20 protein-coding genes and 1 tRNA gene are annotated in these 26,415 nt (G+C 63.9%); 9 read left to right on the top strand and 12 right to left on the bottom strand.

Features of this window, described 5'->3' with window-relative positions; translation table 11 throughout:
* Positions 1 to 57 precede the first annotated feature (57 nt).
* The gene (locus RYL44_RS02470) at positions 58 to 3,945 is read right to left on the bottom strand and encodes a multifunctional oxoglutarate decarboxylase/oxoglutarate dehydrogenase thiamine pyrophosphate-binding subunit/dihydrolipoyllysine-residue succinyltransferase subunit (RefSeq protein ID WP_314974995.1); all 3,888 of its coding nucleotides are present in this window, start codon (positions 3,943 to 3,945) and stop codon (positions 58 to 60) included.
* 320 nt (positions 3,946 to 4,265) lie between these two features.
* Here RYL44_RS02470 and RYL44_RS02465 point away from each other — a divergent pair, with 320 nt between their 5' ends.
* The 4 genes from RYL44_RS02465 to RYL44_RS02450 all read left to right on the top strand — a co-directional run bounded on the left by RYL44_RS02465 (position 4,266) and on the right by RYL44_RS02450 (position 8,620).
* On the top strand, positions 4,266 to 5,591 hold the full coding sequence (locus RYL44_RS02465; RefSeq protein WP_314974994.1) for a hemolysin family protein: 1,326 nt from the start codon (positions 4,266 to 4,268) through the stop codon (positions 5,589 to 5,591).
* Entirely contained in the window at positions 5,588 to 6,622 is a 1,035-nt protein-coding gene (locus RYL44_RS02460) for a hemolysin family protein (protein WP_314974993.1), read from the top strand. Before RYL44_RS02465 ends, RYL44_RS02460 begins: the two co-directional genes overlap by 4 nt.
* Before the next feature lie 280 nt (positions 6,623 to 6,902).
* Positions 6,903 to 7,796: a M23 family metallopeptidase gene (locus RYL44_RS02455; RefSeq protein ID WP_390883770.1), complete on the top strand. Its 894-nt coding sequence runs from the start codon at positions 6,903 to 6,905 to the stop codon at positions 7,794 to 7,796.
* Positions 7,793 to 8,620: a glycerophosphodiester phosphodiesterase family protein gene (locus RYL44_RS02450; RefSeq protein ID WP_314974991.1), complete on the top strand. Its 828-nt coding sequence runs from the start codon at positions 7,793 to 7,795 to the stop codon at positions 8,618 to 8,620. The genes RYL44_RS02455 and RYL44_RS02450 overlap by 4 nt, the downstream gene beginning before the upstream one ends.
* Positions 8,621 to 8,745: 125 nt before the next feature.
* Here the strand turns inward: RYL44_RS02450 and RYL44_RS02445 are convergent, their stop codons facing one another.
* The 10 genes from RYL44_RS02445 to RYL44_RS02400 all read right to left on the bottom strand — a co-directional run bounded on the left by RYL44_RS02445 (position 8,746) and on the right by RYL44_RS02400 (position 16,373).
* Positions 8,746 to 9,510 carry an XRE family transcriptional regulator gene (locus RYL44_RS02445; protein WP_314974990.1) on the bottom strand — a complete coding sequence of 255 codons (765 nt, stop codon included), beginning with the start codon at positions 9,508 to 9,510 and terminating at the stop codon, positions 8,746 to 8,748.
* Complete coding sequence (locus tag RYL44_RS02440; protein WP_314974989.1) at positions 9,507 to 9,998, bottom strand: hypothetical protein; 492 nt, start codon at positions 9,996 to 9,998, stop codon at positions 9,507 to 9,509. Before RYL44_RS02440 ends, RYL44_RS02445 begins: the two co-directional genes overlap by 4 nt.
* Positions 9,995 to 10,420 carry a hypothetical protein gene (locus RYL44_RS02435; protein WP_314974988.1) on the bottom strand — a complete coding sequence of 142 codons (426 nt, stop codon included), beginning with the start codon at positions 10,418 to 10,420 and terminating at the stop codon, positions 9,995 to 9,997. Before RYL44_RS02435 ends, RYL44_RS02440 begins: the two co-directional genes overlap by 4 nt.
* Positions 10,421 to 10,424: 4 nt before the next feature.
* Positions 10,425 to 10,595, bottom strand: coding sequence for a hypothetical protein (locus RYL44_RS02430; RefSeq protein ID WP_314974987.1), 171 nt, complete (start codon positions 10,593 to 10,595; stop codon positions 10,425 to 10,427).
* Positions 10,592 to 11,014, bottom strand: a complete 423-nt coding sequence (locus RYL44_RS02425; RefSeq protein WP_390883768.1) for a hypothetical protein — start codon at positions 11,012 to 11,014, stop codon at positions 10,592 to 10,594. The genes RYL44_RS02430 and RYL44_RS02425 overlap by 4 nt, the downstream gene beginning before the upstream one ends.
* A gap of 10 nt (positions 11,015 to 11,024) precedes the next feature.
* Positions 11,025 to 11,201, bottom strand: a complete 177-nt coding sequence (locus tag RYL44_RS02420; protein WP_159430571.1) for a hypothetical protein — start codon at positions 11,199 to 11,201, stop codon at positions 11,025 to 11,027.
* 433 nt (positions 11,202 to 11,634) lie between these two features.
* Positions 11,635 to 12,768 carry a glycine zipper domain-containing protein gene (locus RYL44_RS02415; RefSeq protein ID WP_314974985.1) on the bottom strand — a complete coding sequence of 378 codons (1,134 nt, stop codon included), beginning with the start codon at positions 12,766 to 12,768 and terminating at the stop codon, positions 11,635 to 11,637.
* A gap of 393 nt (positions 12,769 to 13,161) precedes the next feature.
* Positions 13,162 to 14,307: an IS30 family transposase gene (locus RYL44_RS02410; RefSeq protein WP_390883769.1), complete on the bottom strand. Its 1,146-nt coding sequence runs from the start codon at positions 14,305 to 14,307 to the stop codon at positions 13,162 to 13,164.
* 330 nt (positions 14,308 to 14,637) lie between these two features.
* Positions 14,638 to 16,056, bottom strand: a complete 1,419-nt coding sequence (locus RYL44_RS02405; RefSeq protein ID WP_314974984.1) for a sodium:proton antiporter — start codon at positions 16,054 to 16,056, stop codon at positions 14,638 to 14,640.
* 241 nt (positions 16,057 to 16,297) lie between these two features.
* Positions 16,298 to 16,373, bottom strand: a tRNA-Arg gene (locus RYL44_RS02400).
* Positions 16,374 to 16,472: 99 nt separating this feature from the next.
* On the opposite strand from RYL44_RS02400, the gene RYL44_RS02395 reads away from it, so the two are divergent.
* Positions 16,473 to 16,928 (top strand): ribose-5-phosphate isomerase, encoded by a 456-nt coding sequence (locus tag RYL44_RS02395; RefSeq protein ID WP_073982568.1) that lies wholly within the window; start codon positions 16,473 to 16,475, stop codon positions 16,926 to 16,928.
* Between the two features lie 238 nt (positions 16,929 to 17,166).
* Here the strand turns inward: RYL44_RS02395 and RYL44_RS02390 are convergent, their stop codons facing one another.
* Entirely contained in the window at positions 17,167 to 18,426 is a 1,260-nt protein-coding gene (locus RYL44_RS02390) for an Nramp family divalent metal transporter (RefSeq protein ID WP_314974983.1), read from the bottom strand.
* 171 nt (positions 18,427 to 18,597) lie between these two features.
* Here RYL44_RS02390 and argS point away from each other — a divergent pair, with 171 nt between their 5' ends.
* From argS to RYL44_RS02370, 4 genes are all read left to right on the top strand, one after another.
* Entirely contained in the window at positions 18,598 to 20,277 is a 1,680-nt protein-coding gene (argS, locus tag RYL44_RS02385) for an arginine--tRNA ligase (protein ID WP_314804737.1), read from the top strand.
* Positions 20,278 to 20,281: 4 nt separating this feature from the next.
* The gene (gene lysA / locus RYL44_RS02380) at positions 20,282 to 21,673 is read left to right on the top strand and encodes a diaminopimelate decarboxylase (protein ID WP_314974982.1); all 1,392 of its coding nucleotides are present in this window, start codon (positions 20,282 to 20,284) and stop codon (positions 21,671 to 21,673) included.
* A gap of 473 nt (positions 21,674 to 22,146) precedes the next feature.
* Positions 22,147 to 24,543, top strand: coding sequence for a S8 family serine peptidase (locus RYL44_RS02375; RefSeq protein WP_314974981.1), 2,397 nt, complete (start codon positions 22,147 to 22,149; stop codon positions 24,541 to 24,543).
* A gap of 215 nt (positions 24,544 to 24,758) precedes the next feature.
* On the top strand, positions 24,759 to 26,415 hold a 1,657-nt coding region (locus RYL44_RS02370; protein ID WP_314974980.1), incomplete at its 3' end, for a S8 family peptidase.

Here is a 26,415-nt window from a genome sequence, read left to right as displayed (position 1 = left end):
GGTCCTTTCCGGGTGTGCCTGCGCGCGCCCGGATCGTGGGCGCGCGCAGGAAGCTCGCTAGCCTTCGAAGGCCTGCGCAATAAGGGTAGCCGCCTGTTCCTTATGAAGCGATGCGCGTCCAGCTGCCGTCGTTGCGGACTCGGGTCGCGAGACGAGTCGGACGGGGCGTGCGAGCGACGGGAACAGGTTGAGTGCGAGGTGCGGCCACGCGCCCTGGTTGCGAGGCTCGTCCTGCACCCATGTCACGGTCGCGTTCGGGTACTGGGCGAGCGCGGCTGCCACCTCGGCCTCGGGCAGCGGGTAGAGCTGCTCCACACGGATGATCGCCGTTGACGTGTCGCCTCGGTGCTCACGTTCCTTGGCCAGGTCGTAGTAGAGGCGACCCGAGCACAGCAAGACACGCGTCACGGACGCGGCATCGAGGTGTGCGGCATCGCCGATGACGGGCTGGAAAACGCCGGAGGTAAACTCGTCGATCGACGAGGCCGCCGCCGACAGGCGCAGGAGTTGCTTGGGTGTGAAGGCGATGAGCGGCTTGCGCGGTCGCTTGTAGGCTTGGGTGCGCAGCATGTGGAAGTAGTTCGCCGGTGTGGAGGGCTGGACGATCCACATGTTGTCCTGCGCTGCCAGCTGCAGGTAGCGTTCGATGCGCGCGCTCGAATGGTCGGGACCCTGCCCCTCGTAGCCATGGGGGAGCAGCATGACCAGCGAGGAGCGCTGGCCCCACTTTTGTTCGGCCGAGCACACGAACTCGTCGATGACTGTCTGCGCGCCGTTCGCGAAGTCGCCGAACTGTGCTTCCCAGATGGTGAGTGTTTCGGGACTCTCCAGCGAGTAGCCGTAGTCGAAGGCCAGCACACCATACTCGCTCAGCGGCGAGTTCCATACGTCAAAGCGTGCCTGGCCCTCGGTGAGGAAACGCAGCGGCGTGAACTCGCGTCCGTCGTCGCCGTCGTGCAAGACGGCGTGACGCTGGACGAAAGTCGCGCGTGCCACGTCCTCGCCGGACAGGCGCACGCCGGTTCCCTCCATGAGGAGCGTCCCGAAGGCGAGGAGTTCCGCGAACCCCCAGTCGATCGGCTTGTTGCCCAGCGCCATCTGCAGTCGTCGTTCGCACAGCTGGCGCAGCTTCGGGTGTGGGTTAAAGTCGTCGGGGAAACGCGTGTGCGCCCGACCGATGCGGCGCAACTGCGTGGCAGGCACAGCGGACGTCCAGCCGATCATCATGCCGGTACCGGGCAGTTGGGACTCGGGCATGGTCCATTCTTCGTCGGGGGATTCACCCGCGTTGCCCACGCCGGCGGTCAGCGCGGGGTCACGCGTGCGGCTACCCGGATTGGTCTCGGACACTGAGGAGGCTCCACTTGCGCGCGTCTCGTCGAGGATCCGCCCCAGCTCTGCTTCGTATTGTGTGATGGACTGACGGGCTTCGTCTTCGGTGAGCTGCCCGCGACCGACCAGGCCGCGGATGTACACGGCTCGCGTGGAGGGGATACGGTCGATGAGTGAGTACATGACGGGCTGTGTCATCGACGGGTCGTCGCCTTCGTTGTGTCCGCGCCTGCGGTAGCACACCATGTCGATGATGACGTCCTTGTGGAAGGTGTTGCGGTATTCGAACGCCAGGTGTGCGCAGCGGATGACGGCCTCGGGGTCGTCCGCGTTCACGTGCAGGATCGGGATCTGCAGGCCCTTGGCCAGGTCGGTCGCGTACCCGGTTGAGCGGCCCTGCGTGGGTCCGGTCGTGAACCCGATCTGGTTGTTGACGATGATGTGAATCGTTCCGCCGGTCTTGTATCCTTCCAGTTGGGAGAGGTTGAGGGTCTCTTGGACGACGCCTTGGCCAACGAAGGCTGCGTCACCGTGGACGAGGATCGGGATGATCGGCAGGTCGGGGTCATCGAGGGCCTCCTGCTTGGCGCGCACGATGCCTTCTAGGACACCGTCGGCTGCTTCCAGGTGCGAGGGGTTAGCGCCCATGTAGACCTTTGTGGCCAGGCCGTCATCGAGTGAGTACACGCCCCACGTGCCCAGGTGGTACTTGACGTCGCCGGAACCCTGGACGGAGTTGGGCATGTAGTTGCCCTCGAACTCGTCAAAAATCTGGGCGTAGGACTTGCCGGCGATGTTGGCGAGCACGTTGAGGCGGCCGCGGTGAGCCATGCCGATGGCGACCTCGTGGATTCCGGCGCGCGCTGAGTCGGCGAGGATATGGTCAAGGAGGGGGATCAGGGACTCGCCGCCCTCGAGTGAGAAACGCTTTTGGCCCATGAACTTGGTTTGTAGGAACTCCTCGAACGCCTCGGCGCGGATAAGAGTGCCCAGGATGTGGCGTTGAGCCTCGGGGGAGGGGGCCTCGTAGGGACCTTCGATGCGTTTTTGGACCCAGGCGCGCTGTTCAGGATCCTGGATGTGCATGTATTCGATGCCGACGGTGCGCGTGTAGGTGTCGTGCAGGCGGGTGAGGATGTCGCGCAGCAGCATCTGGTCGGCCCCGCCGAAGCCGCCGGTGGGGAAGGGACGATCCAGGTCCCACACGCTCAGGCCGTAGGACGCGATGTCGAGGTCGGGGTGGCGTCGTACGCGGTAGGCCAGGGGGTCCGTGTCGGCGGCGAGGTGGCCGCGCGAGCGGTAGGCGTGGATGATTTCCGCGATGCGCGCGGGCTTGCCCTTTTCGCGGTCGGGGTCGTATTCGTAGTCCGCTTCCCATGAGTAGGGGCGCGTGGGTACGTGCAGGGACGTGAAGACGCGTTCGTAGAAGCCGTCGCGGCCCGACAGCTTCGCGTCGACTAGGCCCAGGAGGCGGCCCGACGCCGCGCCTTGGATGATGCGGTGGTCGTAGGTGGAGGAGAAGTACGTTGTTTTGCCGATGCCGAGGGATGCCAGGCGCTTGGGGGACACGCCTCGGAATTCGGCCGGGTAGTCGGTGGCGCCGACGCCGATAATGATGCCTTGTCCGACCATGAGGCGCGGCACGGAGGTTGTGGTGCCCAGTGTCCCTGGGTTGGTGAGGGTGACGGAGGCGCCCTGGAAGTCGGTGGTTGTCAGGGTTGCGGCGCGTGCGCGGGAGACCAGGTCTTGGTAGGCGGCGACGAACTCGGAGAATGTGAGGGTGTCGGCGTCGTGGATGACGGGGACCTTCAGGGAGTGGTTGCCCTGCGAGTCGGCCACGTCGATGGCCAGACCGAATCCGATGTGCGCGAGCTGTTCGACGGCGGGCTTGCCGCCCTCGAGGGTGTAGCGCACGTTGAGGTCGGGCATCTCGCACAGGGCTTCGACGAGCGCGTAGCCGATGAGGTGGGTGAAAGAGATTTTGCCGCCGACGGTGCGTGCCAGGTGGGCGTTGATGAGGGCCCGGTTTTCGATGAGGAGTTTGGCGGGAATCTGGCGCTGGGAGGTGGCCGTTGGGATGGACAGCGAGGCTTCCATGTGCTTGGCGGTGGCGCGGGCGACGGATTTCAGGACGTGTATTTCGTCTTGGGTGGGGGTTCCCTTGGAGAGAGTGAAGGCGGCGCGTCCGTGCTGCAAGCGCGTGTAGGGACTCGTGGCTTCGGCGAGGGCGGCGGGCGGGGCGGGCGGCAGGTCCGAACGCGTGACGGACACGACGGGCGCGTCGTCGTGGGGGGCGTGCGCGTCCTCTTCTTCGCTGTCAAGGTCAAGCGCCGGTGGAGTGACGCGCAGGGGTGCTGGGTTCGATGAGTCTGGTCCCTCGGGGGTGGTATCCGGTGTTGAAATCGGTGGGGACGAGGTCGTGGCGTGTGCGAGCGTGTCAGGTTCACTCTCGGGGATGGCGGGGCGTTTGGCGCGTAGCTGCGGGGGCGCGGACTCTGTCGCGAAGTAGGCGCGCCACGAGGGGTCGAGCAGCTGTGGATCGCGGTTGTACAAATCCCGCATCTTTGCGAGGTACCACTGCGGGTCGGGTTGGGAAACTGTGTGGGTGGGCACGTCTTCCTCCGTTTGACTCACGCCGCACGCATGGGCTTATGTCGCGGCGACCATACCGGAGCGATTCTACCGCCGCGTGACCGTCTTCACGAAACCTGGTACAACTTTGGCGTGTACTTCAAGGGCCTTTGGTCCGTCATAGGGAGAGTATTGGCACACCGCGGCGTGTGCGTGGACACGTAGACGGGGATGCGGGTCGCAGACCGCTAGACTGGAATCATCATGGAATGCGACACTGTCGGCTCTTTTGCTGCTCTTTTTCTCCCGTTGCCCCAGCGCGTGCGCCGGGTCTGCCCCTGCCTCGTTGAGGGGGCCACGCGATGACGACCGCGCTCATGCTCCTGCTCGGCATCGTTCTCACCGCCGGCACCTTCGTTTTCGTCTCCGCCGAGTTCTCGCTGGTCGCGGTCGACCAGGCGGTCCTCGAGAAGAAGGCGGAGGAGGGGGACCGCAGTGCCGCTTCGGTCCTGCGCGCGACCCGCTCTCTATCAACTCAGTTGTCGGGTGCGCAGGTCGGTATCACGCTGACCACGATCCTGCTCGGTTATACGACGCAGAGTGCTCTGGCTGACCTGCTGGAGGACCTGCTCGGATCAGTCGGCCTGGCGTGGGGCTTGGCGACCGGCATCGCGGCATTCGTGGCCGCCGTGTTCATCAACGTCTTCTCGATGCTCTTCGGTGAGCTTGTCCCTAAGAACCTCGCTCTTGCTCACCCGATGTCCACGGCCTCGCGCGTCGTTCCTTTCCAGATGGTCTTCACCATCATCGCTCGACCCATCATCTGGGTGCTGGGCGGGACCGCGAACTGGGTGCTCGCCCGCATGGGCATCGAGCCGCAGGAAGAGATTTCGTCGGCGCGCTCCGCCTCCGAGCTGGCCGCCCTCGTGGAGCACTCAGCCGAAGAAGGCACATTCGACACCTCCACAGCGGACCTGTTCACGAACACGATCCGCATGAACACGCTCAGTGCCGCCGACGTCATGACCGACCGGGGCCGCCTGCACACCCTGAGCGAGGGCGACAGCGCCCAGGACGTGCTCGACCTGGCCCGCGAAACCGGGCACTCCCGATTCCCTGTCATCGGCGACGACTCTGACGACATCCTCGGCCTGGTTTCGCTGCGGCGCGCTGTCGGTGTTCCCGCCGATCGTCGCGCCGAAGTCCCCGTCGTCTCTTCGTCACTCATGACCGACGCGCCTTCGGTTCCCGAGACCGCGCCGATCGGCCCCCTCATGGTCCAGCTGCGCGACGAGGGCCTGCAGATGGCCGTCGTCGTCGACGAATACGGTGGCGTGTCCGGCATCGTCACCCTCGAAGACGTCGTCGAAGAGATCGTCGGCGAGGTCTCCGACGAGCATGATCAGCGTCGCCTCGGCATTCGCCCGCGTCCCGACGGCACGTTCCTCGTGCCCGGAACGCTGCGCCCCGACGAGCTCGCCCGCCGCACCGACATCAACCTGCCCGAGGACGGCCCCTACGACACGATCGGCGGCCTCGTCATGAACGAGCTGGGTGACATCCCCTCCGTCGGCTCGCGTGTGAGCGTCGATGGCATCGGCATCGAGGTCACCCAGATGCAGGGAAGGCGCGTCGCCCAGGTGGCGATCACGCCCGCGCCCGCCGAGGACGAGGAAGTGTCGCTGTGAGCGTCGGAGTTGGTCTCGCCATCACCGTTGCCCTGCTGGCCGTCAATGCTTTCTTCGTTGCCGGCGAGTTCGCCGTCACCTCGACGCGCCGCTCGCAGGTCGAGCCGCTCGTCGACGAGGGGGCGCGTGGAGCCAGCGCCGCCCTTTTCGCCTTGCGCCACGTCTCGCTCATGCTGGCGATCTGCCAGCTGGGCGTGACGGTCGCGTCCACGACGCTGGGCGTCGTCGCCGAGCCCGCGATCGCGCATCTGGTCGAGTCTCCGCTTGAGCGCCTGGGTGCCCCCGAGGCGACCAGCCACGTCGTCGGATTCGCGGCGGCCCTTGTGGTCGTCCTTTTCTGTCACGTCGTCTTCGGTGAGATGGTCCCCAAGAACATCTCGATCGCCGCCCCCGTGCGCATGCTGCTGATTTTGGCCCCCGTCCTCGTGCGCCTGGGCCACGTCCTGCGCCCGATCATCGATGCCATGGATCATTTCGCGAACTGGTTCGTGCGCCGGGCCGGCTACGAGCCGCGCTCGGAAATCTCCGCCACCTACACGGTTGAGGAAGTGGCCTCCATCGTCGTGGCCTCCCAAGCCGAGGGCGTCCTGACCGACGAGCTCGGGCTGCTCAGTGGTACCCTCGAGTTCTCCGAGGAGACCGCGGGATCGGCGATGGTGCCCCTCGACGACCTCGTCGTCCTGCCAGAAGACGTCACGCCCGCCGACGTGGAGGAACACGTAGCTCACACCGGTTTTTCGCGTTTCCCCATTGCAGGCGACGACGGTTCCATCGTCGGCTACGTTCATTTAAAGGATGTTCTGTACGCGACCGGGGGCGAACGCGACCAGCCCATCACCCCGTGGCGTATCCGCCGCCTCGAGGCTGTTTCCTCCTCCGACCAGGTCGAGGATGCGCTGCGTCACATGCAGCGCACGGGTGTTCACTGCGCGCTCGTGCGCGACGAGGGGGTAGTCGTCGGTATCCTCTTCCTGGAGGACATCCTGGAGCTGCTCGTCGGCGAAGTTCGCGACGCCCTCCAGCGGCCCTGACGAGGCAGCGGCTGGCACAGCCTACGAGGGCGTTGCTAGAGTGGGACGATCAGAAAGCGAAAGGGGAGAAAGCGTGAGCGAGAACGAGTGCCCGCTGCCCAAGCGGTCGCAGCTGCGCGCCGCGCGCTCCCAGGGCGGCGAGGGAACCCCTATTACCGGGGACAAGCCCCGCGGTGTGCAGCCCCCTCCGCCGCCGCCTGTTCGTCCCACCGCACCCGTTTCGCTGAGTGTAGGACCCGATCGTAACGGCCCTGTTGCCGAGGCCGATGCGCCCACCCCCGTGCAAGGGACGCCGTTCGTCCCGCTTGGTGGCGCACAAACCGTCACCGGTACCCCGCCTCTCGACACATCAATTCCCAGGGAAGGCACCCTTAACGCTGACGGTGGGTCGGCCTCGTCGGAGGAGACGCAACGACGGCATGTTCACCCGGTCGGCTACGTGCTGCGTGCCCTCCTGGTCGTCGGCCTGGCGGGTTCGACCATCGCCGTGCCGATGACTGGTCGCGTCGGATCGGACTCCTCCCTGACTGTTCCCGCGCGCGCCTTCGGCGCGTCCGTGGGCGGCGGCAGTTGGGCCTCCTCCCAGATTCTGCCTCAGGCCACCGCGCTGGACGGTACGTTGACCGCGAATTCGCGCGCCAAGACTAAGGCGCCCGTGTCCGTCACCGGTTGCGCGGTCGGCACCGGCGCGGACGGTAACCGTAGTGTGAGGGTCGTGGCCGACACGATCTACTGGCCGCTGGCCGAGGGGACCTACACGATCACGTCGCCTTTCACGATGCGTATTTCGCCTGTCTCCGGGCAGCTGCTCGCGCACGAGGGCATTGACATGGCTGCCCCCCTGGATACGCCGATCACGTCCGTGTACGGCGGGGTCGTCGAGGAGGTCGCAGAGAATTCGCGTTCGGGCGCCTACGTGCAGATTAAGCACACGCTGGCGGACGGCACGGTCTTCCATTCGGCCTACCTGCACCAGTACATGAACAAAATTAAGGTGAAGGTCGGTGACACTGTCACAGCTGGGCAGGTCATTGGTGCGGTCGGCTCCAATGGCTGGTCCACCGGCCCGCACCTGCACTTTGAAATCCATGATTCCTCTGACACTCCCGTGGACCCGGAGGCGTGGATGACGGCGCACAAAGCCGTTTACCTCGGACAGGAGTCTTGCTCATGATGCCCGTGACTATGCGTCAGGGACCCATCGTTTTCGCCCATCGGGGCGGCGGCCAGGAGGCTCCCGAGAACACGATGACCGCGTTTTCTCACGCTTACGAGGCCGGGGTGCGTCACATTGAAACCGACGCGCACGTGACCGCTGACGGGCGGGTCGTCATCTGCCACGATGAGACCGTGGACCGCTGCTACGACGGGACCGGCGTGATTGCGCAGATGACGTGGCGGGAGCTGTCCGCGCTGCGCCATCGCGACTCGGGGGAGCAGCTGCCCCTCCTCGCGCAGGTGCTGGAGGCCTTCCCGGACGCGTACTTCAATATCGACGTGAAGGAGCCGGGCGTCGAGGGGCCGCTCCTCGACGTCGTGGCCGACCATGGCGCCGCTGATCGCGTGCTCGTGGCCTCCTTCTCGGAGCCGCGTCTGCGCGTCGTGCGCGATGCCGCCGCCTCCGACCCGGATCGTGCTGTGGCCACGTCTCTGGGGACCGAGGCCGTGGTGCGCCTCGTGGGCGCCGCGAAGAGCGCGACAAACCCGGCGTGGTGGCACGTGCCTGGCCCACGCCAGGGCGCCATTGCCGCGCAGGTGCCGATGCGTCAGGGTCCCGTCCGCGTCGTGGATGAACGTTTCGTGGCCGCCGCCCACACCCTCGGCTTGGCGGTGCACGTGTGGACCATCAACACGGTGGCCGACGTGCTGCGCCTCCTCGAGGTCGGCGTGGACGGCATCGTCACCGATCGCCCCGCATTCCTGCGGGACTTCCTGGACGCGCGCGGCCTGTGGACCCCGCCTCCGGCGCCCGGCGCTGTCTCGGGGCCCAGAGACTGAGGTTGTTGCGTGAATTGGCGGGTGCGCACCGGCGGGTGCGCGCCCGCTAACACACGCCGCTTACGGGGGTAAGGCACGTGTTGTTGACTTTTCGTCATGCGGGTGCGTTGCCTGGGGAAGGTGAACTACCCGCCCAGTAGCCCCATCATCATCGCCCAGATCGCAGCGCGAGGCGGCGCGTCCAGTGTTGGATCGGCTGACAGCCGGGCGAGGGCTTTGCCGTCAAGCGGCGCGTGGATGTGCGCGTGCATGTGGTCGGTCACGAAACACTCGTAGTGTGGCCCCGTCCGCCACTGTCCGCGACGTTTCTCTTCGCGCACGCAGGTTACGACGCTCCAGCGCCCCGAGACGCAGTCCTGGGCGAAGTGTGACTCCGCGGGGCCATATGTCACGAGATCGTTGAGCACATCTTGAGCGCCTTGCGCATCCAGGGAACGAATCGCAGCGACGAAGTCCGCGGGAATGTAAGGAGGCCCGTCGTGGATGGTAGGTCCGGCGTGCAGCAGGGACGATAAGGCCAGGATATGGGGGACTTCGCAGTCATCAACCTGGCTGACGTGCACGCCGTCCACGTCGGAACGCATAACGACGGAGCGAGGTGTTGTGGGCCAGATCCTCCAGTCGCGTATGATGCCCGAGATGGAAGGGGACAGGACGCGGATAATGATTTGGGAGCGTGCTGCTCGCACCGGTTCGAGGATTCGTGCGGCGTCGCCGGCCAGGCCGTTGGCGCCGACTAGTCCGAGTGACACCAGTCCGCTGGAGAGTGCAGCGCTTGAGATGGTGCTGTCCTTATCGTTGCTGGCGATCATGTCGAGCAGAGCGTCGGCTTGCTCGACGGTCACGACGAGCTGATCAGCAGACTTGTCTTCGGTGGGATGGTCGCTCACGGTGCTACCTCCAGGGTTTGAGTCATCGTGATGAAATCATCGATGACCGTCGGGAAGAGAATGCTGGGGCACGTACACGTCGCGGTCCACAGGAAGCGCTGCGACGAGAGCTGCCCCACCGGAGCTGTGCGTGTCATCCACGTGAGTTGAGTGAGCGTCAGTGACACATTATCGAGAATGTAGACGCCAGTGCGCCAGCGTGCGCCTTGAGGCGTGACCGGCCAGGTGAAGTCGTCAATGAGGTGGAATCCGGGCAGCGCATCCTTCACCTGCCTGATGGTGTCCGCGTAGACGTCGTCGTCGCTCGCGTCGGTGCTGAGTGCTCCGCCGGTGACTACGAAGGTCGGAACATTTCCCTCATCTTTTGTCGAAGCGACGGCGACGAGGCGGACGCTGGGATCATCTGCTAGGGGGCCGAGCTGTGAGTATTCCTCCGGGGTCAGGAATCTCCATCCCGAGGAAAGGGTCATTGTTACCTGTTCGTTCACCAGAATTCCTTCCTGCCCGCATGGTTCTCGTAAGCCTCCCGATCGATGTTTCCGTTCTCATCCAGGAGGCCGTGCCGCTTGGCGTACTGCCAATCGGCGTAGACCCACCGAGGGAATTTGATCGGTAGAAGGCCGATGAGCAGGAAGGCAGCGGCGAACAAAGCCACTGCTGCGATGCCTGTGAGCCAAATTCTAGGAAGGTGGTAATACCTGACAATTCCAGATATGCCGACGATAAAGAAAGTGATAGAAATCGCAGGTGCGCCAATAGCAGCATAGTTTCTGCTGATCTTCCCCTGTCCATTCATTCGGCGCCACAGGTTTGCGGCTTTTGAATCAGTAAACATCTCCGTATACCAGACTGCTATTCCAAATAGACCCATGCCGATCCCAACAATAGCCAGTTTAAGATTCTCGTTCATGTGCTCATCTTTCATTGAGGGGATCGACGATAGCGTCATTGGCAAGATTTCCAGCCTCTTCCCCTAGAGAATGCCCGACCAATCCTCCGATGACGCCGCCGACAATGCCGCCAACGACAGCGCCAACGGGGGCGAAAGGCCCTGAGATAGCGGATACAGCCCCGCGTTCGTTCACCAGAATTCCTTGCCTTTTGTGTGTTTCTCGTATGCCTCCTGGTCAATGTTTCCGTTCTCATCCAGGAGCCCGTGCCGCTTGGCGTACTGCCAATCGGCGTAGACACACCGGGGAAATTTGATCGGTAGAAGGCCGATGAGAATGACGAGGCCGAGGAGCATCATGAGGCATGCAAGCCCAAATATTAGCCAGCCGGGTGCTTGCTTCTCAATGAGAACAGAAAATAGATAGATGAAACAAATAGATGATAGAGCCGGAGAACCGATAGCTGCCCAGTTCTTGCTGATGCGACCTTGTCCGTTCATACGACGCCATAGGTTCGCAGCCTTGGAGTCCGTGAACATTTCGGCGTACCATATGCCCACGCCAAGAACGCCAAGAATCAGAGCGCATAGACAGCCAAGCAAATTATCCTTCATAAGTCATCCCTCATTCCATCGACGCTGCAACACGGTCTACACCCTTATCATTGATCCAATCACCAGCAGATTCACCAGCATAGTGCCCGATCGCTCCGCCGATGACGCCGCCGACCAGGCCACCAACGACGGCACCAATGGGTGCGAAAGGCCCTGAGATAGCGGATACAGCCCCGCGTTCGTTCACCAGAATTCCTTGCCTTTTGTGTGTTTCTCGTATGCCTCCTGGTCAATGTTTCCGTTCTCATCCAGGAGCCCGTGCCGCTTGGCGTACTGCCAATCGGCGTAGACACACCGGGGAAACCTGATAGGTAGGAGCCCAATGAGAATCACTAGGACAAGGAATAAAGATACATAAACGCAAGGGAAATAAAGGCTGCGTGGAATGATGTTCACCTCAGCGGTGCTCATGACTCCAACATCAATGAACATCAAAGAGAACGCAGGGGTGCAGATTGTCGACCAGTTTCTGCTGTGGAGACTGGATTTTGTCATGGTTCTCAATATGTGGCCAAGGCGACTGTCCGAGAACATTTCAAGGTACCACATTGTCATACAGAAGATACCAAATAGAAATGTCGCTACGGGCATTATGCGATCATGTGTCATAATCTGAAACCTTATCCGTTGTCCATATGGCTATCGATGACTGAGTTGGCCCCATCTCCGACCTTCTCTCCGGCGTAGTGCCCAATCAAGCCGCCGACGACCCCGCCGACAATGCCGCCAACGACTGCACCAACGGGGGCGAAAGGCCCCGAGACGGCAGCGCCGATGGCAGCGCCGCCTTTCGCTCCTAGTGCCGCGCCTCCCCACGTGCCGAGGCCTGTGAGGGTTCCTTTTGTACCAGCTCGTGCTATCTTGTGGCCCTCGCTCCATTCGGGGTGCTGCTCGGTATCGGTTTGGTACGTGTCGTAGGCGGTGATACCACCATCGACGACCGCCCCCGCTATGCCGGCGACCTTCCCAATTTTTGTGGCGACCGGCAATATCTGTCGTGTTGCCACTGGTTCCAGCCCGTGTCTCCCGATCGGCCGGAAGGCCCACTTCGACAGGTCCCCTTTGGCGAAGAAACCCTCGGGAGCTTCATACAGCCGATTGAAATGCACCATCGAACCCCCGATGGTCATTTGCCCGCCCATGTCCAACAGCCCCACAGCATAGGGGAGCGCCCTCGCTAACGGGTGTTTCTCATCTAGAACAAACTGTTCCTTGAACGCGTTGAACACGGGTTCAATCCATCGCTCGTAGAGATCCACTTGTAAGCCGTCTAATGCGAGCGAGAACACGTATTCCGCGCGTTCATAGTTTTGCCGCTGGACCAGCGCTTGTGCTTTCAGATCATTGAAAATCCTGACAAGGTCCTCGGTTGCGTCTTCGAATAGGGTCACAGCGTCACCTTGGACAGGCAGGCCGTAAGCTTGCGCTGTCTGCGCGATTCCCTGGTACTTGTCGCGCACCGACCGCATCGACCAAGCGAGCTCTGACACCGCGTTCTTGAGCGTGGACAGATCGTCAGAAACCTCCTCGCAGACTTCTGATGTGATCCTCAGATCGTTTCTGCATTCCTCGACAAGAAGAGCCTCCTGCTGAGCCACGATGGACGAAGCACGGGCCGCATCACCGTCTGCGCGTTCCACTACTTCCGCGCTTTGCGCGCACTGCGCCTCAAAATCGAAGAGAGCGTCAACGTTGATGGGAAACGGCATGGAAAATGAGGCGCCGTGCTGTTCTGCAGGGTCGCTGGCGCTCATCGTGCCCCCCTGTTGCGCAGATAATCTTGCATTGCCTGAAAGTTTATGGCTTCCTGATCGTCGGTGCTGGCAAAGGCCTCGGAGGCTGCCGTCAGACCGTGAGCGACAGCTGACGAACAAAAGGCTGCCTTCCAGATCACCTTATTGATCCTCTCAACCTGAGCCGTAAGATCGGCTTCGTTGCTCCCGGCGCCACTCGGGGCCTCGAGAGTATAGGAACAGACGTCCTCGCATGAGTACTCCAAGATGTTGACGGCACGCGACACATCGTCCGCGTTCCATTTGATTCCACCTGACAACTATCTCCCCTTACATTGTGGTCAGTAGTGGTCAGGCTAGCCCCCCCCCGCGAGAACCTGTCAAGCCGGATTCTAGGGGTGGTTGCAACACATGCTATGCCCTGAGCAGCAGCTCGAGGCGCTGCTTGGGTGTGTCCCAGTTTAGCGTTTTACGGGGGCGTTCGTTGAGCTGGTCGGCGATGGCGTCCAGGTCTGCTTCGGTCAGGGGCGATAGGTCGGTGCCTTTGGGCATGTATTGGCGCAAGAGCCCGTTCGTGTTCTCGTTCGTGCCGCGTTGCCAGGGTGAGTGTGGGTCACAGAAGTACACGTCAAGGCCTAGCTCGGAGGCAATCTTGCGGTGTTGGGCCAGCTCGCTTCCCTGGTCCCAGGTCAGTGACAGACGCAAGGAGTGCGGTAAGTCTGCGAGCTTTCCGATAATGGCGTCTTGAACTTCAACGGCGGTGTGTCCGTTGGGCAAGTGGAGCAGCATCGTGTACCGGGTGGAGCGTTCCACCAGCGTGCCGACGGCGGATTGTCCCTTGGCGCCGATAATTAAGTCGCCTTCCCAGTGTCCGGGGACCGCCCGGTCCTCCACGCTGGCGGGCCGTTCACTGATCATCACCATAGGATCCTTGAACCGAGGCCGCACCCCACGAGCGTAGGCGGCCGGGCGCCTGCGGGTTCGTCCTTGACGCATCAGGGAAGCAATCTCCTTACGGAGCGCTCCTTTGGCCTGGATGAAGATGGACTGATAAATCGTCTCCACGCATGGGTTCATGCTCTGATTATGCGGGAAACGCGTGCGCAAGTAGGCGCAAATCTGTTCCGGACTCCATCTGAGCTCAAGCTTGTCCCAGATGATGGCCCACAAGCGAGGATCAGCGCACTTGCGCGCCTTGGGGCGTTTGAGGCGCTTACCTGCTCGCATGTGAGCGATATAAGGGTTGTAGCACGTGGACGTAATCCCGTTTCGTCTCAGCTCCCGGCTCACCGTCGAGGGCGAACGCCCCAAACGGCGAGCAATATCCCGAATCGAGACTCCCTCGACGCGCCACCCAAAGATGAGCATGCGCTCTGTCAAAGACAAGAAACGTTGACTGACCCGATGAGGTTGGCACTTCATATACAGACGGTACCAGTGCTCCTGCGGAGCGATGCTGGCTCGCTCACACCGGCCACTTGAACGAGTCCGACCATTACGCCAGACCTTACCCGTCCGCTTCGAAACCCCGACAGCATGAGCTGCCTGCGTGAAGTTCAAACCATCAGCCAAAGCCCGAACATACTCCCGATGCCGAGCCTGACAACGGATTCTAGGGGTGGTTGCATCACTCGCTACCCCCTTCGGTGAACGATTCTGCCGCCGGGCTGATTGCGTGCGCCTGTGGTTACAACACGAGCTGCACAGAGCAACGTCATGCGTCGTCCGGACCACCAGACGACGACACCAGCGGCGACGAGAACAAATGACAACGTCGACAGAATGCAACGACAGCCGAGGGACCTCGGCGGGGCGAGCGTCACATGCGTTGAGGGGGCGGAGCCGGTCGGCCCCGCCCCCTCGACACATCCGTCAGGACCGCCCGCTCGATTACGCCCTGCCGCTGAAGTCAGCCACGGCCTCGTCCAGGCCCGCGCGACGGATACGCACCAGCGCGAGGAACACCAGGCCGGCTGCCAGGGCGATGCCCAAGCCCCGAACCAGCCAGGACTCGTCCACGAAGATCATCGCCATGGCGGCCAGGACCGGCACCAGCAGCGTGAACGCGTAGCCGATGTACCGGCCAAACGACGGCATGGGTACGCCGTCCGCCTCAGCGACCGACTTGACCATGAAGTTCGGGCCGTTGCCGATATACGTGATCGCGCCACAGAACACGGCGCCCAGCGAAATCGGAATCAGGTAGTACTCGGGCACACCAGCGATCAGAGTGCCCTCGCCGCCGGAAGCCTTCGCCATCTCGAAGAACGTCATGTACGTCGGAGCGTTATCCAGGACGGACGACAGGCCGCCCGTGAAGACGAAATACGTCATGCGTGTCAGCGGCAGATCCGAGGCAATCTGCTCCAAGTAGCGCAGCGCCGGCGCCATCGTCGAGAAGATGCCAATGAATAGGGTCGCAACCTCCATGATCGGGCCCCACGTGAACGCGTTCTCCTCGAAGCGCACCTTCTTGTCCGAGAGCTTGTAGGACAGGCCCGCGACCGTGAACATGATGACCTCGCGCCAGGGCACCAGGTCGACCCACGAGTCGAAGTGACCCTCGGCCAGCGCCTCGCCATCCCAGGAAGGGGCGAAAGCGACGGAGAGGATGATGATCGCGAAGAACAACAGGTTGATCTTTCCGTGCAGGCGCAGGGGCTGCACGTCACGGTCGTCGGACTCGATGGAGGCCGTGTCCTCGGACGCGTAACGTACGCGGTCGATCGAGTAGTAGGTGAGGAGCAGCAGCCCCAGGGTGAACACCCACTCCTTCCACAGTGTGAGCGTCCACGTGAAAGGAACACCGTGCAGGTAGCCGAGGAAGAGCGGCGGGTCGCCGAGCGGAGTCAGTATGCCGCCACAGTTCGCGACGATGAAGATCGTGAACAGGACCGTGTGCACGCGGTGCTGACGTTCCTTGTTCGTCTCCAGGAGTGGGCGGATCAGCAGCATAGCCGCGCCGGTCGTCCCGATAAACGAGGCCAGCAGGCCGCCGATCGCCAGGAAGATCGTGTTATTGCGCGGGGTCGCCTGAATGTCGCCGGCCAGGTGAATGCCGCCGGAGACCACGAACAGCGCGAAGAGCAGCGCAATGAACTGCACGTACTCCACGCCCGTGGAAATGAGGGGGCCGTTGCCGGCCTTCATGAACAGCCAGATTGTCGTCGGCACGCCGAGAGCGAGCGCGACGGACAGCTGAGAGGTTTCCTTTTCCCACCAGTGCGAGGTCTTCGGGATGATGGGCAGCAGGGCGATGCAGGCAAGCATCGCGACGAAGGGGAGCAGACTCCACCACGGGTAGGTCATTGGCCATTCCTTGGTAGACAATAGAGACGCTCTTTATTTTATGTCGTGTGCGCGGGCGTGCGGGCGCTGTCCGAGGTGGGGGTCGCCTCATCGACGAGGCCGGGGCGGGCAGGTGCACGGGTGCGGGCGCGCGGTGGTCGTGTGAATAGCGGCGGTCCTGATGCCGCGTCTGCGCGAGCGTGTGGCGGGGCGCGGCGCTGGGAGGTGTCAGCGGGCGGTGGCGTGCTGGCCTGGGTACGCGTGGCGCCCCGAACAGGACTCGAACCTGCGACCTCTTGCACCGGAGGCAAGCGCTCTATCCGCTGAGCTATCGGGGCAGCTCCGCCAGTTTAGCAGGCTTCAAACGCCCGCGCGTGACGGTGAGGTGTGCCATACTAGTGGGCGTTCCTTGTTCGAGAACCCCTCAGGAGGATTCCATGCGCGTCCATATTGCCACTGATCACGCCGGTTTTGAGCTCAAGGAAAAGATCGTCGCTGACCTGCGTGAGAAAGGCTATGACGTCGTCGACCACGGCGCACACGTGTACGACGCCCTCGACGACTACCCGCCGTTCTGCATTGAGGCAGCGCAGGCCGTTGTGGATGAACCCGGTAGCCTCGGCGTCGTTATTGGCGGATCGGGTAACGGCGAACAGATGGCTGCGAATTGTGTGGAAGGTGTGCGTGCCGCCCTCGTGTGGTCGGATGCTACCGCTCGTCTAGCTCGTGAGCATAACGACGCAAACATGATGGCGGTCGGTGCTCGTCAGCACAGCGAGGAAGAGGTTTTGGCTCTCATCGTTACTTTCCTCGAGACTCCCTTCAGCGGGGATGAGCGCCACCAGCGTCGCATTGACTTGATGGCCGCTTACGAGCGTTCCGTGCGCGCCTGAGTGATCTTTTCGCGAGACGGGGCCGGTGGTCCGTCGGCCCGACCCGCGAACTCGGCCCCGGCCTCGTTCTCTGGCTGCGATCGGCCTCGGCCTCGTGGTTCCTCCACAATCTCGCACGTAATTCCCCGGTGCGTGTTTCAGATTTTGAAATCTAAGTGGCGGAATTTCACGGTTTTCTGGATGCCTATGATAACTAAGGTGAACCAAATTACGTGCGACTGTGGGGTGAGCATGGCGCCTAGCCCTGACCGGTGAGCGTCAGGTAGACCAGGAACAGGTTGAGTGCGACGATGACAGCCGCGATCAGGAAGCCTGACGCGCGTAGGACACGGTTGTTTGCATAGTCGCCCATGACGTCGCGTGATGCTGTGAGTCGTATGAGCGGGATGATCGCGAAGGGGATTCCGAAGGACAGGGCGACCTGTGAGACGACGAGCGCCCACGTGGGTTCCGCTCCTGCGCCAAGGATAATGAGAGCGGGAATCAGCGACACGAGGCGGCGCACCAGGATCGGGACGCGGACGTGGAGCAGGCCGTTCATGATCTCGGAGCCTGCGTAGGCTCCCACTGACGTGGAGGCCAGGCCAGACGCGAGCAGGCCTACTGCGAAGACAGTGCCTACGACGGGGCCGAGAGTGGAGGAGATCGCGGCGTGCGCACCCTCGATCGTGTCAGTGCCTTTTTGTCCTGCGAGGGCCGCTGCCGCCAGGAGAAGGAGTCCGATGTTGACCAGGCCCGCGATGCTGAGCGCCCAGTAGATGTCGATGCGGGTTGCGCGCAGCAGGCGCGACAGGTGGCCTGAGGAGTGACGCGAGTCGGCGGTGGAGGGTCCCAGGTCGTCTGTTTCGTGGTCATTGACCAGTGAGGAATGCAGGTAGACGGCGTGTGGCATGACGGTTGCGCCCAGCATGGAGGCTGCGACCAGTACCGAGTCCGTGCCCTGGAAGCGGGGGAGGAGGCCGCCGAGGACTCCTGACGCGCTGGGCGGGGCGACAAACAGACCCGCGAGGAAACCGAGCGTGATGACGACCAGCAGGGCGACGATGATTGTTTCGAACTGGCGCTGCTTACCCTCGCCTTGGACGACGAGAAGAGCCATGGAGATGGCGCCGATGATGATGCCGCCCCACAGGAGTGGCAGTCCGAAGAGTAAGTGGAGTGCGAGGGCGCCGCCGATGACCTCGGCCAGGTCGGTCGCCGCGGCGACGATCTCTGCTTGGATCCAAAAGGCGATGCGACCGGGTTTGGACATGCGGTCGCCGAGCAGGGCGGGCAGGGACTTGCCGGTGACGAGGCCGAGCTTCGCGGAGAGGTACTGGACGACCATCGCGAAGATATTCGAGGCGAGGAGGACCCACACGAGGAGGTACCCGTAGCGTGCGCCCGCCGTGATGTTGGCGGCGACGTTGCCGGGATCAACGTAGGCGACGGCAGCGACGAAGGCAGGACCGAGGAGAGGGATGAGCTTGTGGTGGTGCTCGGCGGCTGGGGTGCTCACGGTGTTCCTCCTTGCGCAGTCATGATTGTTCGGCTACCCGAAATCTTACCCTCGACTTTCGTGTAGACGCGGGACGAAAGACGCGCGTGATGGCTCTCGTGTGGCCAGGTTTTCATCCCCGCGCCGCGCATTCATTCGCGGTGACGAGCCAAAACCCCGTAGGCTAATGGGGTGACTCCTGAAGAACTTGCCTCCCTTATCCGCTCGACGCTGCTGGACGCTGCGGCCGCCGGGCGCATCTCGATTGACCCCGCTCTTGTGCCTGACCCTGTGACGGTCGAGCGCCCGCGCGTGCGTGAGCACGGCGACTGGGCGACGAATGTTGCCATGCAGCTCGGCAAGAAGGCGGGTATGGCGCCGCGCGAGTTCGCACAGATCCTCGCTGACGATCTCGCCGCCGCTGACGGCATCGATTCCGTTGAGGTCGCGGGTCCTGGCTTCATCAACATTCGTCTGGGTGCGGGTGCCGCCGGTGAGCTTGCTCGTACCATTGTCGAGGCCGGTGCGCAGTACGGTCGTAACGCGACTTTGGCGGGTCACTCTATCAATCTCGAGTACGTGTCGGCAAACCCGACTGGCCCCGTGCACCTGGGTGGCGCCCGCTGGGCAGCTGTCGGCGATTCGCTCTCGCGACTCATGGCAGCCTGCGGTGCCGCGGTGACCCGCGAGTACTATTTCAACGATCATGGATCCCAGATCGACCGTTTCTCCCAATCCTTGTACGCTCGCGCGACGGGACGTGAGGTTCCTGAGGACGGCTACGGCGGTCAGTACATCGCGGACATTGCTGAGCAGGTCCGTGCCGACGCGAACGCCGCCGGTGAACCTGACCCTGTGACGCTGCCTGAGGCCGAAGCCGTCGAGGTGTTCCGTTCCCGTGGTGTCGAGCTCATGTTCGCGGAGATTAAGGAGCGCCTGCACTCCTTCCGCGCGGACTTCGATGTGTTCTTCCACGAGGACTCCCTGCACAGCTCCGGTGCGGTGGCTGACGCGATCGAGCGCCTGCGTGAGCGCGGCGAGGTTTTCGACGAGGGCGGCGCGGTGTGGCTGCGCACGACGACCTACGGCGACGACAAAGACCGCGTTCTCATCAAGTCGGATGGCCAGGCGGCCTACTTCGCGGGCGATGTCGCCTACTACCTGAACAAGCGTGAGCGCGGCGCGGATGCGGCCATCTACCTGCTTGGCGCCGACCACCATGGCTACATTGGTCGCATGATGGCAATGTGCGCGGCCTTCGGCGACAAGCCGGGCGAAAATCTACAGATCCTGATCGGGCAGCTGGTCAACCTGGTCAAGGACGGCGAGCCTGTGCGTATGTCGAAGCGCGCCGGAACCATTGTCACTCTGGATGACCTCGTTGATGCCGTGGGCGTGGATGCCGCGCGCTACGCCCTCGTGCGTGTCTCCATGGACACGCAGGTTGACATCGATCTGGACCTGCTTTCGAGCCACTCCAACGACAACCCGGTCTACTACGTGCAGTACGCTCACGTGCGCACTTGTAACGTTGCCCGCAACGCGGCGGCGCACGGCGTTACCCGCGATGCTGGCTTTGACCCGGCTGTCCTGGACACCGAGGCTGACGAGGCCCTGCTGGCCGCCCTCGCCCAGTTCCCCGCCCAGGTCGCACAGGCCACAGAGCTGCGCGAGCCGCACCGCATCGCCCGCTACTTGGAGTCCTTGGCCGCGACCTATCATGCTTGGTACGGCCAGTGTCGTGTGACGCCTCGCGGCGACGATCCGGTCGAGTCCGGTCACGTCGCGCGCCTCTGGCTCAATGACGCGGTCACTCAGGTGCTGCGCACCGGCCTCGGCCTGCTCGGTGTGGGCGCGCCGGAGAGGATGTGACCCGGTGAGCGATGCGGTTACCCTGACGTGCCCGACCCCCGATGAGCGCCCCGACCTGTGGCCGTGGAGCGCGGCGCGGGAGGGTGGCGTGCTGCGCGTGGGTGGCGTCGACCTGACCAGCGTCGCCGACGAGTTCGGCACCCCCACCTTCGTGCTTGACGTCGAGGCTATGCGCGGTCGCGCCCGCGTGTGGGCATCGGCGATGGCCGAGGAGTTCTGGGACGGATACGGATTGAGCGGCGGCGACGTCTTCTATGCTGGCAAGGCATTCCTGAGCGCCGACGTGGCGCGCCTGGTCGCGGCCGAGGGCCTGGGTATCGACACCGCCTCGCTCGGCGAACTGAGCCTCGCCCTGCGCGCCGGGGTGGATCCTTCGCGGATTGGCCTGCACGGTAACAACAAGTCCGACGCGGAAATCCGCCTCGCCCTCGAGGTCGGCATCCACCGCATCTTCATCGACTCGATGGATGAGGTCTATCAGGTCGAGCGCATCGCCGCTTCGCTCGGTGTCACCGCGCCCGTCATGGTGCGCCTGAAATCCGGCATCCACGCGGGCGGCAACGAATACATCGCGACCGCCCACGAGGACCAGAAGTTCGGCCTGTCCCTGGCCACCGGCCAGGCGTACCAGGCCGTGGCAGCCATCAGGGACGCGCCGCACTTGGATTTCCGCGGGCTGCACAGTCACATCGGCTCCCAGATTTTTGGGACCGAGGCCTTTGCTGAGGCCGCCCGCATCGTCGTCGACTTCGCGGCGGTTGTGCGCGGCGAGCTGGGCGTGGATGTGCCCGCCATTGACTTGGGTGGCGGTGTCGGCATCGCCTACACGGGGCAGGATCCGGTCCCGACCTCTCCGGTCGAGGTGGCTCGCGCGCTGGCCGGGGTCGTGCGTGAGCGCTGCGCCCACCACGGGTTGCCGGTCCCGCACGTGTCTGTCGAGCCCGGTCGCTCGATCGCCGGTCCGTCGATGGTCATGCTCTACAGGGTCGGCGTCGTCAAGGACGTCTCCCTGGAAAGCGGGGGAGTGCGCCGTTACGTGGCCATCGACGGCGGCATGTCGGATAACATCCGTCCCGTTCTCTACGACGCGGTCTACACGGCGACGCTCGCGAACCGCGACCCGGCCCAGGCCTCGTCCCTGGCGCGTTGCCGCGTTGTCGGTAAGCACTGTGAGAGCGGAGACATCATCATCCGTGACATTGACCTTCCCGCTGACATTACGGGTGGTGACCTGCTGGCTGTGCCGGCCGTCGGTGCGTACGGCTATTCGATGGCGTCGAACTACAACATGGTCACGAAGCCTGGCGTACTCGCCGTCGAGAACGGCACTGCCCGCTGGTTTATTCGCCCGCAGACGGTCGATCACCTGCTGGCCCTGGACGCGGGCCTGGAGTAAGCGGATCAGCGAGACGGGGAGCGCGCTCCCCGTCTCGCTTGCCTTGTGAGTGGCCCCCGTTTCTTGGACATCGACATCACAGTCCGAGGAATGGAGGGCCGTTCGGACCCTTTGCTGTGAGAGGGCCTGTCGGACCCTGTGTCGTGGGACGGTCGTTCGGAGCAGTCCTGGTATCGCCGCGACCTTTCCCCAGTAATGTCGCACGTAATTCCTCCCCGACTATTTCAGAGTTTGAAATTGGCTCGTTGAAATTGCAACGTTTGTGGGGGCGCTCGAATGCTGACCAAGTTAAATTACGTGCGACTTTGTGTTGGAGGTGGGAACTTGCAATCGGTGGGGGCCTGTCGGAAATGCTGCGCAAATAGCAAATAAGGTAAGCCTACAGTTTGTTGTTACTGACAAACTCTAGGATGATGGGCGCAGCTGTACATGCAGCCGAAATCCTGACAATGACAATCGAAAGTCGAGGAACAATGCGCCGCACTGCTGCCCGCATTGGAGTCGTCGCCGCGCTCGCCCTGTCGATGGGTGTGACGACGGTGGTGGTTCCGCCCGCACACGCTGACGACACCAGCCCCCTGATCTCGTCCACCCGCGCCAACGATGATCAGATGAACTACGCGATCAACCTGGCCCCGGGCACCAGCTCAGCCGACGTGGAACGCGCCATCGCTCTGGTCCCGTCGGTCAAGGGCGCCGCCCTGGCCTCGTACCCGCAGATCGGAACCTTCTTTGCGCAAAGCGCCACGCCTTCATTTGCGCCCGACCTGGCCGCCACCCTGAGGGACGCGGGTATCCCCGTCCACTCGATCGGGCCGACCCGCACCCAGGAAGTCCTCTATTACGAGCGCCTCACCCTTCCCACCGGTGAAGAACCCGCCGACGAGAACGCTGAGACCCCGGCAGCCGGTGACCGGGCGGCTGATGACGCTCAGTCAGGGGGCCTGGCTGCCACGCGCGACGAGACGGGCAACAACGCGGCCTCCACGACCAGCGAACAAGTCTTCAACTGGGGCGCCGAGGCTATGCACGCCCGCGAGGCAGGGGCGGTTGCCGTGGAGCGCGCCCCCGTGACCGTCGCCGTCGTGGACTCGGGCGTCGAGGACACGCACCCCGACCTGGAAGGCCGCGTGGACACGCAGCGTTCCGTGAAGTGCTCGGTGAATGGCGTCGCTACGCAGGACTTGTACGGCTGGCGCGACGAGTTCTACCACGGCACGCATGTTGCGGGCATCATTGCCGCGAACCACAATGACATCGGCATTGATGGCATCGCACCCCAGGCGAGCATCGTGGCGATCCAGGCCACGAACGACAATCGACTCATCTATCCCGAGTACGTGACATGCGCGTTCATGTGGGCGGCCGATCACGGGGTGGACATCGTCAACAACTCCTACTCGATGGACCCGTGGGTCTACTGGAGTCCGACGGACCCGGAGCAGGCGGCGGGCCTGGAGGCGGCGACCCGTTCGATTAAGTACGCGCAGGGCAAGGGTCTGGCCGTCATCGCTGCCGCAGGTAACGAGGGCGTCAACATTGATAACCCGACGATCGACGACGGCTCGCCGACCGACGCGCCTGCTCCGACGAAGGGCCGTGATGTTCAGGGCGGGATCCGTGTGCCCTCCATGATCGACGGCGTCGCGCAGGTGAGCGCCCTCGCCCAGGCCTACAACGTGGCCCCCGGCCTGTCCTTGGCGCGCGCCGATTTTTCTAACTACGGCACGACGATTGACTTCGCGGCGCCCGGCGACCAGATTTATTCGACCGCGCCGCTGCTGTTCTACCTGAGTGGTTACGCGGTCGCCGACGGCACGTCCATGGCGACCCCGCACGTGTCGGGTGTCGCCGCGCTCATCAAGTCGGTGCACCCCGAGTACACGGGCGCGCAGGTCATTGACCTCATGAAGAAGCAGGCGGCGCGCAACTACGGCGAACTTAACGCGCCCTGGGATGGCAAGGAGTACCGCGGCAGTGGCTTCCTGGATGCTCTCGACGCTGTCCTGAAAGACCAGCCTCAGCCCGTGATTGGTCCCATCGAGTACTCGACCGATGGGACGGCGTGGGCGCCGCTGGACGGACAGGAGCTCTCCGGTTCCGTCTCGGTGCGCGTGACGGTGGGCGGGCCCGTGACCTCGGCGCGAGTGCTGGTGGGCGGTGCCGTGGTCGCCACCACCACGGGCATGGGAGAGCTGACGGGCGACGTCGTGACGCTGCGGGCGGACGACGTGGACGTCTCGGCTCTGTCGGGGCAGCAGGCTGTTCGGGTCGAGGCCTCGGGCCGCAACCCGGATCCGCGCGCCGACGACGACGTGACCACGTCGGCCCTTTTCACGGTTGCTCCGGCGAGCGAGGATACGCACGAGGCCGTGGCCGGTCAGTGGATCTCGGATGCGCTGGGCTGGTGGTGGCGCAATGCCGACGGCACCTACCCGGCGTCGACGTCGATGCGTATTGGTGGCGAGCTGTACCGCTTCGACGCGCGCGGCTACATGGTGACCGGCTGGGCCAGCGAGAATGGTCACTGGTTCTACTACGGAGTGTCCGGTGCCCAGGCATCGGGCTGGGTGAGCGTGGGCGGCACCTGGTATTACCTGGACCCCGCGACCGGCGCGATGGTGACCGGCTGGCTGGAGTTGGACGGCGTGTGGTTCTGCCTGGACGGCTCGGGCGCGATGGTGACCGGCTGGCTGAAGGAAGGATCGTCCTGGTACTACCTGCAGCTCTCGGGTGCGATGGCTACCGGCTGGGTGAGGGATGCTTCGTCCTGGTACTACCTGGATGAGGCTGGCGTCATGGTGACGGGCGAACGTACGATCGACGGCGTTGTCTACTTCTTTGATTCGTCCGGTCGTTTGCGCTCGTAGTTGCTGCCTCGGCGTACCAGGTTGGGGCGCGCCGAGGCATCATCGATACTGACAGGGGGCTGCGCTCATGCGCAGCCCCCTGTCAAGCCCTGATTTGTCCGGGTGTTGCCCGACGTTAGTCGTTATGAATTGTCGGACATGTCAAACTCGAGGATGATGGTTCTTATGCGCGCACGGTGTCGTGCGCGTGACTGTAGCAACTGAAATGAGGAACCATGCGCCGCAACGCTGCACGCATCGGGCTCGTCGGAGTCCTCGCCCTCTCGATGGGCGTGGCCACCGCGACCGCTCCACCCGCCAGAGCCGATGACCCCACGTCGCTGATAGCCCCCGCCCGAAGTAGCGCGGGCCTGATGAACTACGCGATTAACCTGAGTCCGGGGGCCAGCCCCGCCGAGCTGGAGAGGGCCCTCGCCCTCGTCCCGAGCGCCCACGGCGTCGCCCTGGCCTCGTATCCCCAAATCGGTACCTTCTTCGCTCAGAGCGAGTCGGCCTCGTTCGCGCCCGACATCGCCGAGGCCCTGGCCGGCGCCGGGATCAAGGTGCACTCGGTCGGACCGACCCGCGTCGCCCCCGTGCCCGAGGGTGAGCGAGCCGCGGCGCCCGCGCCCGGGGAGAAGCCAGAACCCGCACCCGAACCAACACCCGACCCGGTGCCCGATCCGGCGCAGTCCGGGGACGGCACCGGTCCGAGCGGGCCACAGTCGGGCGCCCCTTCGGGCGGCACGAACAGCGCTCGCGACCACGATGCCACCGAGGCTGAGGGAGAAGAGGACATCTCGAACTGGGGCGCCGCCGCGATGAGCGCGCGCGAGGCGGGCGCCGTGCCCGTCGCGCACGCCCCCGTCACGGTTGGCGTCATCGACACGGGCATCGACGACATGCACCCCGACCTGGCCGGGCGCGTCGACCAGACGCGCTCCGTGTCCTGCGCGACTAACGGCATCGCCTCCCAGGCTTACGGTTCGTGGCGCGACGACTACTTCCACGGCACGCACGTCGCGGGCATTATCGCCGCCAACCACAACAGCATTGGCATCGACGGCATCGCGCCCGACGCGACCCTCGTGTCGATCAAGGCCGCCAACTCCGAGCAGCTCATCTACCCGGAATACGTGACCTGTGGGTTCATGTGGGCGGCCAGCCACGGGGTCGACATCGTCAACAACTCCTACTCGATGGACCCGTGGATGTACTGGAGCCCGACCGACCCGGAGCAGGCCGCGGGCCTGGAGGCGGCGTCGCGTTCCATCGCCTTCGCGCAGGGCAGCGGACTGGCCGTCATCGCCTCGGCCGGTAACGAGGGCGCCGACAACGACAACCCGACGACCGACTCGGCCTCGCCGACGGACCTGGACACGCCCATCAAGGACCGTCCCGTCGCGGGCTCTATCCGCGTCCCCGGACAGGTCGCGGGGGTCAGCCAGGTGAGCGCCCTCAAGCGCGTCAACGAGGAGACGAAGCCCGAGTGGACGACGCTCGCGCGCGCGGACTTCTCCAACTACGGCACGACCATTGACTTCGCGGCCCCCGGCGACGGCATCTACTCCACCGTGCCCACCAGCCAGTATGCGAGCGGCTACGCCAAGACGAGCGGCACCTCGATGGCCGCCCCCCGCATCACGGGAATCGCCGCGCTCATCAAGGCCACGCACCCGGCGTTCACGGGCGCCCAGATCGTCGACCTCATGCGCAAGCAGGCCGCCATCGACTACACGCGCCTGGACGCTCCCACCGACGGCAAGGAGTACCGCGGCCATGGCTTCATCAACGCGCTCACCACGATGCGCCGCGACCAGATGCGCCCGACCGTGACGACCCTCGAATACCGCGTCGGCAAGGGGGAGTGGAAGAACCTCGACGGCGCCGTCC

It is taken from the genome of Actinomyces bouchesdurhonensis (assembly GCF_963540955.1).
Classification (GTDB): Bacteria; Actinomycetota; Actinomycetes; order Actinomycetales; family Actinomycetaceae; genus Pauljensenia; species Pauljensenia bouchesdurhonensis.
Note: the sequence above shows the minus strand (reverse complement) of the source record. Positions and strands in the feature narration are given on the sequence as shown.

What these genes read in the sequence shown, in the direction of transcription:
- RYL44_RS02465 (WP_314974994.1), top strand. Translation starts at nt 4,266, where the DNA reads ATGACGACCGCGCTCATGCTCCTGCTCGGCATCGTTCTCACCGCCGGC.
- RYL44_RS02450 (WP_314974991.1), top strand. Translation starts at nt 7,793, where the DNA reads ATGATGCCCGTGACTATGCGTCAGGGACCCATCGTTTTCGCCCATCGG.
- RYL44_RS02435 (WP_314974988.1), bottom strand. Translation starts at nt 10,420, where the DNA reads ATGAACGAGAATCTTAAACTGGCTATTGTTGGGATCGGCATGGGTCTA.
- RYL44_RS02425 (WP_390883768.1), bottom strand. Translation starts at nt 11,014, where the DNA reads ATGAAGGATAATTTGCTTGGCTGTCTATGCGCTCTGATTCTTGGCGTT.
- RYL44_RS02415 (WP_314974985.1), bottom strand. Translation starts at nt 12,768, where the DNA reads ATGAGCGCCAGCGACCCTGCAGAACAGCACGGCGCCTCATTTTCCATG.
- RYL44_RS02405 (WP_314974984.1), bottom strand. Translation starts at nt 16,056, where the DNA reads ATGACCTACCCGTGGTGGAGTCTGCTCCCCTTCGTCGCGATGCTTGCC.
- RYL44_RS02395 (WP_073982568.1), top strand. Translation starts at nt 16,473, where the DNA reads ATGCGCGTCCATATTGCCACTGATCACGCCGGTTTTGAGCTCAAGGAA.
- RYL44_RS02375 (WP_314974981.1), top strand. Translation starts at nt 22,147, where the DNA reads ATGCGCCGCACTGCTGCCCGCATTGGAGTCGTCGCCGCGCTCGCCCTG.